The sequence below is a fragment of the Nonomuraea sp. LPB2021202275-12-8 genome, from assembly GCF_037044575.1.
Lineage (GTDB): Bacteria > Actinomycetota > Actinomycetes > Streptosporangiales > Streptosporangiaceae > Nonomuraea.
The window spans coordinates 22,079-31,074 of sequence record NZ_JBAHWD010000059.1 but is presented as its reverse complement, the minus strand read 5'-3'; the positions used below and the strand labels follow the sequence as shown (position 1 = coordinate 31,074).

Genomic DNA, 8,996 nt, shown 5'->3' with positions numbered 1-8,996 from the left:
GAGAACTGCGAGTTCACGCTCATTCAGCTGGGCACCGGCCCGGTTTCGCCGCGACCACCGTTTCCCGGGCGGCCTGCCGTCGTCCAGCAGGGTGGCGATGGACGGGTCTGGCTATCCCGCGCCACCGGCGAAAACGAGATGCGCACATCGGTGAGCTCAGACGGCGGTGAGTCCTGGAAGGATTTGCCACCCACGACCATCGGCGGTCTCCAGTTGTCGCCTGACGGTTCGAGGGCCATCATCAGCCATCACATAACGCAGTGGCGGCTCGACGGTGAGCGATGGGTGAAGATTCCCGGGATGTATGGTCAGCGTCAGATGATTTCCGCGGTGGTGCGCGACGATGGGCAGATCGCCGGCGTGCTTGAGCACAAGGCGGTCTATTTGTCCGCCGACAACCACATCACCGAGATTGCCGGCATGCCCGCGGTGGACATCGTCACGCAGCTGGCCGATGGCGCAGTCGTCTTCCATACGTGGGTGGATTCCGACATCAAGTACGTCGGTACCGGCCAGGGCTGGTACACCTTGATCGCCTAGCCCGGCCGCTCTCGGTTGTCACGCCGCGATAGCCGGGGATGCCGGAATCGGTGCTGATGCCCGCGTCCGTGCGTCCGGTCACGTTCACGACGCAAACGGGCCTTACCTCACAACTCTGCTTCGACCCGGCTCCTGGTAGACGACAGCTGAATCAGCTCCCTCGCGGCGGCTAATACTCACACGCCGCTTGAACTGCGTGGATGAGGTTTCCGGCAGGTGCAGTGCTGCGGCCCACCTAATCCGTGCGCATCCACGGCGGCCGGCGGAACGTCGCCTCCGCATACGGCGTAGGCGCGATGACCCGGTGCCGCCCGCCCTGGATCTGGAAAACCAGGTGCGCCTGCCCGAGCGAAGGATCCGGGATCTCGTCCGGGAAAGCCACGCTGGTCTGCCCACCCCGGTCCAGGTCGTAGGCGCCGTTTACCCCCCGGTAGACGATGGTGCGCAGGTCGCGGGCCACGAGACCGAAGTTGTGCGGTCGTCCGTGCGCCGACCAGGCCAGGGCCAGGAGGTTGATCTGGTCGTAGGCCGCGCTCGCCACCGACCTGCCCGGCGCCGTCCCGTACCGCTCGGCGTAGCGTTCGGCGAACGCGCGCCCGCGGCTGTCCCCGTACCGGCCGGTGACGGTCGCCCAGACGACGCCCTCCGCCGCCTGCCCGGCCAGCTCCAAGTATTGGGGCACCGCGGGCGTGTAGACCATGTAGATCAGCGTCGGCGAGGGCTCCTGGGCGAACGCCCGCTGGAAGGCGGCGGCCTGCTCGGGCAGGTGGTGGGTGACCATCACTGCCCCGGGCGCGTGCTCGCGGATCTCCCGCAGCGCCCGGCTCCAGTCGTCGTGCGGCGGCTCCAGCCGTACCAGGAAGTCGATGCCCAGCCCCGCCCGCTCGACCAGCCGCGCGGTCTCCTCGCTGAACGTCTGCGTGTCCGGCATCGTCGTCTCCACGAACCCGACACTGCGCCTGGACAGCCGCAGCCCTTCCAGGAAGCGGGCGAAGCCCTTGCCGTAGTTGCCGCGCGTGGGCCCGGTCTGGAAGATCCGCCCGAACCTGCCCGGCTCCTCCCGCACCCACTCGGCCTGCAGGTCGCTGGTGCCGATGTTGAGGTAGGGCGCGCCGTAGTCGGCCGCGAGCTCGTACGAGGCCCGCTCGTCGGTCAGCAGATATCCGCCCACGATGGCCGGCACCTGCCTGGCCGCCAGCTCCGCCAGCCCGGTGGTGACCGAGTCCGCGTCGAGCGAGTCCACCGCGCTCACATGCGTGCGTACCGGCCTGCCCGCGACACCGCCCCGCGCGTTCAGCTCTTCGACGGCCAGCTCTGCCCCGCGCCGCATCTGCTCGCCGTCTTCGCTCGACGCGCCGACCAGCGGTAGCAGCAGCCCGATCTCGTACGGCGTCGCCGGCCTGCGCGGCGCGACCCCGGCGGTGGCGAACCGGGGCAGCGGCCCTGGTTCCCGCATCAGCCGGTCCACCGCGCCCACCGCCAGCGCGGTCAGCTCGGGACACGTGCCGGGGACGGGCAGCCTGAGCAGCCCGTGGTCCACGGCGAAGGCCGCCACGCCGCTGCGCGTGGCTTGGCCCAGCTTGGTCAGCACGCTCTCCACCTGCTTGGACACCGTGCGCGGGCTGGTGCCGAGATATCCGGCGATGGCGGTGTTCGTGAGCCCGCCCGCCATCAGCGTCAGCACGTCCAGCTCGCGCGGGGTCAGCCCGTACGGCGGCGCCACCTCGGCCGCCGAGACCACCACGTCGCCCGTCTCCCGCGCCACCGTCATCGACACGTGCACCCACACCGCGTCCCGCTCGACCGCCACGAACGTGACCGCGTCCCGCCCCGACCGCAGCAACGCCGTCGCCGCCCGCGCCAGCAGCGGCCGCCCGCGCAGGTCGGACCCGACGCCGTCGAGCCGCTCGACCGTGCCGTCGGCGGAGACGCGCGCCATGCCCGGCAGGGATCCGGGCGCCTCCTCATACCTCGGCAGGTGCAGCATCTCCATAGGGTAAACGACGTATTGCCGCAGATGGTGGCCTATGTGACCGTTTCCCCATCCAACAGAGAGGAACGCGATGAGACTCGGTGTGGAGTGTGGCGGCACCTTCACCGACCTGGTGTTGCTGGATGACGCCGGTCGGCTCGCAGCCACGGGGAAGGTGTTCTCCACCCCGTCGGACCCCTCGCTCGCGGTGCTGGAGGCGATCGGCCGCCTCGAGGCCGTCGATCTGCGGAGCGCGCCCCTGCTGCACGGTTCCACCGTGGCGACCAACGCCGTGCTCGAACGCAAGGGGCCGCGGCTGGGACTCATCGTCACCCGCGGCTTCCGCGACGTGCTCGAGCTGCAGCGGCACGACAGGGACGTGATGTACGACCTGCACTACCGCAAGCCGCGTCCCCTGGTGCGCCGCGAGCTGGTGCGTGAGGTGCCCGAACGGCTCGACGCCACCGGCAAGCCGCTGGTCGCGCTCGACGAGCAGGCCGTACGGGACGCGGTGGCCGAGCTGGCCGCGCTCGGCGTCACCTCGATCGCCGTGTGCTTCCTGCACAGCTACCGTAACCCCACTCACGAGCAGCGGGTACGCGAGATCGTCTCCGAGGTCGCGCCCGCCCTCGACGTGTCGCTGTCGAGCGAGGTCGTGGCCGAGTTCCGCGAGTACGAGCGAGCCAGCAGCACCACCGTGGACGCCTTCGTCAAGCCGACCGTGGACGGCTACCTCAGCCGCCTGGAACGTTCCCTCGCCGAGCGCGGCATGGGCGAGCTGTCGATGATGCAGTCCAATGGCGGTGTCGTCCCCGCCGCGTACGTGCGGCAGCGCCCGATCCACGTCCTGCTGTCCGGACCGGCCGCCGGGGTGGCGGGCGCGGTCGCGGTGGCCTCGGCGGCCGGGATCGACGACATCGTCACCATGGACATGGGCGGCACCAGCACAGACGTCTGCCTGGTGACCGGCGGCCGGCCGCAGATCACCACTGAGTCGATGATCGACCGGATCCCGGTCAAGTTGTCGATGGTGGACATCGCCACCGTGGGCGCGGGCGGCGGCAGCATCGTCGGGCTCGATCCCGGTGGCATGCTCCAGGTGGGGCCCCGCAGCGCGGGCGCCGATCCGGGGCCCGCCTGCTACGGCAGGGGCGGCGCCGAGCCGACCGTGACCGACGCGAACGTCACCCGCGGCCTGATCCGCCCCGGGCACTTCCTCGGGGGCCGGCACGCCCTGGACCGGGCGGCGGCGACTACCGCCCTCGGCAACCTGGCCGCCGACGTGGAACGCACGTCCACGCCCGGGACGCCGGCCGCCGGCCTGAAACGCACTCCCGCTCAGCTCGCCGAAGACGTCTTCCGCATCGCGAACGTCGTCATGGCCGGAGCCATCCGCCTCGTCTCCACCGAACGCGGCCACGACCCGCGCGACCACACCCTCGTCGCCTACGGCGGCGCAGGACCGCTGCACGCCGCCGCGGTCGCCGACGAGCTCGGGATCAAGGGTGTGCTGGTCCCCCCGCACGCCGGTCTCATGTCCGCCTACGGCCTGCTCAGCTCCGACTTCCAGCGCCGTTTCGCGGTGACCAGGGTGGACGAGCTGGCCGGACTGGCTCCGGGCGAGCTGGGCGAGGTGTTCGGCGAGCTGCTGGCCGACGCCAGGGCCGAGCTGGCCGCCCAAGGCGTCGGCCCAGCCGGCGTCGTCGTCGAGCACGAGCTGGACCTGCGCTACCGGGGCCAGGGCTTCGAGCTCACCGTGCCGGTGCCGCCGGGCGTGGACCCGGAGACGGCCGCGCGGCTGTTCCACGAGGCCCACGCGCTCAGGTACGGCCACAGCACGCCGGCCAAGGCCGTGCAGGTGGTGACGTACCGGCTGACGCTGCGCGTGCCGTCCACCGACACGGCGCTGCCCGCCGTACAGGTGGACGGGGACGTGCGGCGCGAGGACCTGCCGGTCGTGATCGGCGGCGAGGAGCGGACGTGCGCCTTCCTGTGGCGCGCGTCGCTGCCGCCCGGCTACGCGATCGCCGGCCCCGCCGTCGTCGAGGAGGACACCGCCACCACGTTCGTGCCCCCCGGCTGGACCGCCGCCGTGGACAGGGCCACCAACCTCGTGCTGACCAGAGGAGCCTGACATGCCCGTCGACCCCGTCACCCTGAACATCGTCGGCACCGCCCTGGCGGCGATCCCCCGCGAGATGGCGGCGAACCTGCGCCGGGCCGCGTTCTCCTCCGTCGTCCGCGAGGCCCGCGACTACGCCGTGGCCCTCGTGGACCCGCGCGGCAACGTGGTCAGCCAGGCCGAGGCCATCCCCATCATGACCGCCGGCATCTCCCACGCGATCGCCGCCGTGCTGGCGGACAACGACCCCGCCACGCTCACCGCCGACGACGCGATCCTCTACAACGACCCCTTCCGCGGTGGCCAGCACCTGCAGGACATCTACCTGTTCACGCCGATCTTCCACGAGGGCACGCTGGCCGGGTTCGCCGCCAGCGTGGCGCACCACGTGGACATCGGCGGCGGCGAGCCGGGGCTGACCATCAACGCCAAGGAGATCTTCCAGGAAGGGATCCGCCTGCCGGGCCGCCCGTTCTCGGTCTCGCGCGACTGGCACGGCGGCTTCGTCGAGCAGCTCTTCCGGCTCAACGTACGGGTTCCCGACCTGGTGGTCGGCGACCTCAACGCGCAGTTCGCGGCAAACAACGTGGCCGCCGAACGGCTGAGCGAGCTGGTCGCCAGGCACGGCCCCGAGCTGACCGCCGCCGTGATGGACGAGCTGCAGGACTACGCCGAACGCCGGCTGCGCGACTCCATCGCCGAGATCCCCGACGGCGACTACGCGGCGGAGGAGATCATCGACGCCTCCACCTGGGGCGGTGACCGGCACCACGTCAGGGTCGCGGTCCGGGTGCGCGGCTCTGACCTGGAGGTCGACTTCACCGGCACCGACCCCCAGGTCCCGGCCAACCTCAACTGCCCGTTCGCCTCCACGGTCTCCTCCGTGCAGAGCGCGGTCAGGGGCCTGCTGCGCGACAAGGACATCCCCTTCAACGAGGGCTGCAACCGGCCCATCACGGTCACCGCGCCGTACGGGTCCATACTCAACCCCGCGGCCCCGGCCGCCGTGCGCGCCCGGCTCACCCCGGCCAGCCGCGCGTTCGACGCTGTTATCAGGGCGCTGGCCGAAGCGCTGCCCGATCGGGTCGTCGCCACCGGTTACGACACCACGAGCGCGGCGGCGCTCAGCTACCTCGATCCCGACAGCCACGAGTACGAGGTTGTCCTGGAGGTGCTCGGCGGCGGCTGGGGCGCGGGGCCAGCCGGTGACGGGGCCGACGGGCTCGACAATCCCATCTCCAACTGCGCCAGCGCGCCCGTCGAAGCGCTGGAGATCGACTACTCGCACTTCAGGGTGACCGAGTTCGCGCTGCTGCCCGGCTCCGGTGGCGACGGGCGCAACCGCGGTGGCCTCGGCTTCGTCCGTACGTACGAGGCCACCAGGGACGGCGTGACCTTCTCCGCCTACTCCGACCGGCACCGCTACGGCGCCCGCGGCTTGTTCGGCGGCGAGGCGGGCGCGACCGGCGGGCTCGAGGTCACCAGGTCCGATGGAACCGTACAGCGGCTGTCCCACATCGACGCGGTGACGCTCGCCGCGGGCGAGCGGGTCAGCCTGCGCACCGGCGGCGGCGGGGGCTACGGCCCGCCCGCCGAACGACCACCCGCGCACCGCGAGGCCGACGCGCGCGACGGCCTGACAGTGAAGGAGACCCCCCAATGACCACCACATCACCGCAGATGCGCAGGGTGGCGCTCGCGTCGGCGCTCGGCACCAGCATCGAGTGGTACGACTTCTTCATCTACACGACCGCGTCCGCGCTCGTCTTCAACAAGCTGTTCTTCCCCACGCTGTCCCCGGTCGCGGGCGTGCTGTCCGCGTTCGCCACGTACGCCGTCGGCTACGTCGCCAGGCCGCTCGGCGCGATCGTGTTCGGCCACTTCGGCGACCGGATGGGGCGCAAGAAGTCGCTGGTCTGGACGCTGCTCATGATGGGCATCGCGACCTTCCTGGTGGGCTGCGTGCCCACGCACGCGAGCGTCGGCACGCTCGCACCGGTGCTGCTGGTCGTGCTGCGTTTCGTCCAGGGCCTGGCGGTCGGCGGCGAGTGGGGCGGCGCGGCACTGATCTCCGTCGAGCACGCGCCCAAGGGACGGCGCACGTTCTTCGGCGCGTTCGCCCAGATCGGCTCGCCGGTCGGGCTGTTGCTCGCGACCAGCATGTTCGCGCTGCTGAACGGCCTGCTGAACGCCGAGCAGTTCGCGGGGTGGGGCTGGCGGCTGCCGTTCCTGGTGTCGATCGTGCTGGTCGCGGTCGGGTTCGTGGTGCGGATGAGGATCGAGGAGACCCCTGACTTCGAGCGGTCCGCCCGCTCCGACGCCCTGCCGATCGTGGAGTGCCTGCGTACGTCCTGGCGGCAGATCGTGGTCGGGCTCGGCATCTTCGCCGGCGGCTTCGCGGCCTACTACGTGCTCACCACGTTCATGCTCGCCTACACCACGACGCAGCTCGGGCTGCCCAAGTCGGTCGCGCTGGCCGGGCAGATCGTGGCTGCGGCGGTGGAGGCGGCGCTGATGTTCGTGTTCGCCTCGATGGGTGACAAGTTCGGCCGGGCCAAGATCATCGGGTGGGGCGCGGTCGCCGGGCTGCTGTGGGCGGTGCCGCCGTTCTGGCTGTTCGGCACCGGCAGCACCTTCTGGCTGTGCGTGGGAGTCGGCGTCGGGCTCATCGGCGTGACCGCCACCTACTCCGTGGGCGCGGCGTACGTGGCCGAGCTCTTCGCGCCGCGCGTCCGCTACACCGGCATGTCCCTGTCGTACCAGCTCGCCGGGGCGATCGGCGGCGGTATCGTGCCGCTGTTCTCGACGGCGTCACTGGAATGGACCGGCGGCCACTACTGGCCGGTCGCCGTGGTCACCGCGCTGTTCTACGTGTTCACGCTGGTCTGCCTGCGCATCGGCCGGGTGCGTGAGCGCGCCGCGGCCCAGGTGCCCGTACCGGTGGCGCTGTGACGGCCAACGGCGGGGTCTCCTACTGGTACCGCGAGATCGGCCTGCCCGACAGGCGCCCGCCGCTCGACCGGTCCGTCGAGGCCGACGTGTGCATCGTCGGCGCCGGCTACACCGGGCTGTGGACGGCGTACTACCTGAAGAAGGCCGACCCCGGGCTCAGGATCGCCGTGCTGGAGCGTACGTTCGCCGGTTACGGCGCGTCCGGGCGCAACGGCGGCTGGATCACCGCGGCCCTGGCCGGCTCGCGCCGCCGCTTCGCCGCCACCCACGGCCGCCAGAGCGTCATCGACCTTCAGCGGGCGATGAATGCCAGCGTGGACGAGATCATCGCAGTCGCCGCGGCCGAGGGCATCGAGGCGGACATCGTCAAGCACGGCATGCTCCGCGTGGCGCACGCGCCCGCCCAGCTGCCTAGGCTGCGCGCGCAGGTCGCCGCGGCCAGGGAATGGGCGGACGACGTGGTCCTGCTCGACGCCGAGGAGACGGTCGCCAGGATCGGCGTCGCGGGCGCGCTCGGCGCCTCCTTCGCCCCTCACTGCGCCCGGGTCCAGCCGGCCAAGCTGGTGCAAGGGCTGGCCCGCGTCGTCGAAGGGCTGGGCGTGCGCATCTACGAGTCCACGCCGGTGACGGACATCGCGCCGCACACAGCGGTCACGCCGTACGGGACGGTCCGGGCGGCGTACGTGATCAGGGCGACCGAGGGGTTCACCGCCGGCCTGCCGGGGGAGCGGCGGACCTGGCTGCCGATGAACTCCTCGCTGATCGTCACCGAGCCGCTCGGGGACCGGATGTGGGACCGGATCGGCTGGCAGGGGGCGGTCCTGCTCGGCGACATGTCCCACGCCTACATCTACGCGCAGCGCACCGCGGACGCCCGGATCGCGATCGGGGGGCGCGGGTGGCCGTACCGGTTCGGGTCGGGGACGGACCACGACGGGCGCACACGGGCCTCGACTGTACGGCAGTTGCGTGAGGCGCTCGTCCGCCTGTTCCCAGTCACGGCTGGGGTCCGGATCGCGCACGCATGGTCGGGGGTGCTCGGGGTGCCGCGCGACTGGTGCTCGACGGCGGGCCTGGACCCGCTAACGGGGCTGGGCTGGGCGGGCGGGTACGTGGGCCACGGGGTAGCGACGACGAACCTGGCCGGGCGTACGCTGCGGGACCTCATACTGGGGCGAGAGAGCGAGCTCACGGGGCTGCCTTGGGTGGGGTGGCGGGTCAGGAAGTGGGAGCCCGAGCCGTTGCGGTGGCTGGGGGTGCAGGGGATGTACGCGGCCTATCGGGAGGCAGACCGGCAGGAGACGACGGGCGGACGCATCACCACCTCACGGATCGCCAAACTGGCCGACCGAGTGGCCCGCCGGGAGTAATCCCCTGACCGGGGTAAGGGAGGAGCACCAATCCCGCCCG

At 71.6% G+C, this 8,996-nt stretch carries 6 protein-coding genes; 5 read left to right on the top strand and 1 reads right to left on the bottom strand.

Annotated features, from left to right (window positions below; translation table 11 throughout):
* The coding region (locus V5E28_RS46845; protein ID WP_336216792.1) for a hypothetical protein at positions 1–540 on the top strand (540 nt) is incomplete at its 5' end.
* Positions 541–775: 235 nt separating this feature from the next.
* Here V5E28_RS46845 and V5E28_RS46840 read toward each other — a convergent pair.
* Positions 776–2,527: an ABC transporter substrate-binding protein gene (locus tag V5E28_RS46840; RefSeq protein WP_336216791.1), complete on the bottom strand. Its 1,752-nt coding sequence runs from the start codon at positions 2,525–2,527 to the stop codon at positions 776–778.
* Between the two features lie 76 nt (positions 2,528–2,603).
* On the opposite strand from V5E28_RS46840, the gene V5E28_RS46835 reads away from it, so the two are divergent.
* The 4 genes from V5E28_RS46835 to V5E28_RS46820 are packed head-to-tail and all read left to right on the top strand — an operon-like array spanning position 2,604 to position 8,956.
* Positions 2,604–4,646, top strand: coding sequence for a hydantoinase/oxoprolinase family protein (locus V5E28_RS46835; RefSeq protein WP_336216790.1), 2,043 nt, complete (start codon positions 2,604–2,606; stop codon positions 4,644–4,646).
* A gap of 1 nt (position 4,647) precedes the next feature.
* Positions 4,648–6,297 (top strand): hydantoinase B/oxoprolinase family protein, encoded by a 1,650-nt coding sequence (locus tag V5E28_RS46830; protein ID WP_336216789.1) that lies wholly within the window; start codon positions 4,648–4,650, stop codon positions 6,295–6,297.
* Positions 6,294–7,586 (top strand): MFS transporter, encoded by a 1,293-nt coding sequence (locus V5E28_RS46825; protein WP_336216788.1) that lies wholly within the window; start codon positions 6,294–6,296, stop codon positions 7,584–7,586. The genes V5E28_RS46830 and V5E28_RS46825 overlap by 4 nt, the downstream gene beginning before the upstream one ends.
* Positions 7,583–8,956 carry an NAD(P)/FAD-dependent oxidoreductase gene (locus V5E28_RS46820; RefSeq protein WP_336216787.1) on the top strand — a complete coding sequence of 458 codons (1,374 nt, stop codon included), beginning with the start codon at positions 7,583–7,585 and terminating at the stop codon, positions 8,954–8,956. The genes V5E28_RS46825 and V5E28_RS46820 overlap by 4 nt, the downstream gene beginning before the upstream one ends.
* Positions 8,957–8,996 lie beyond the last annotated feature (40 nt).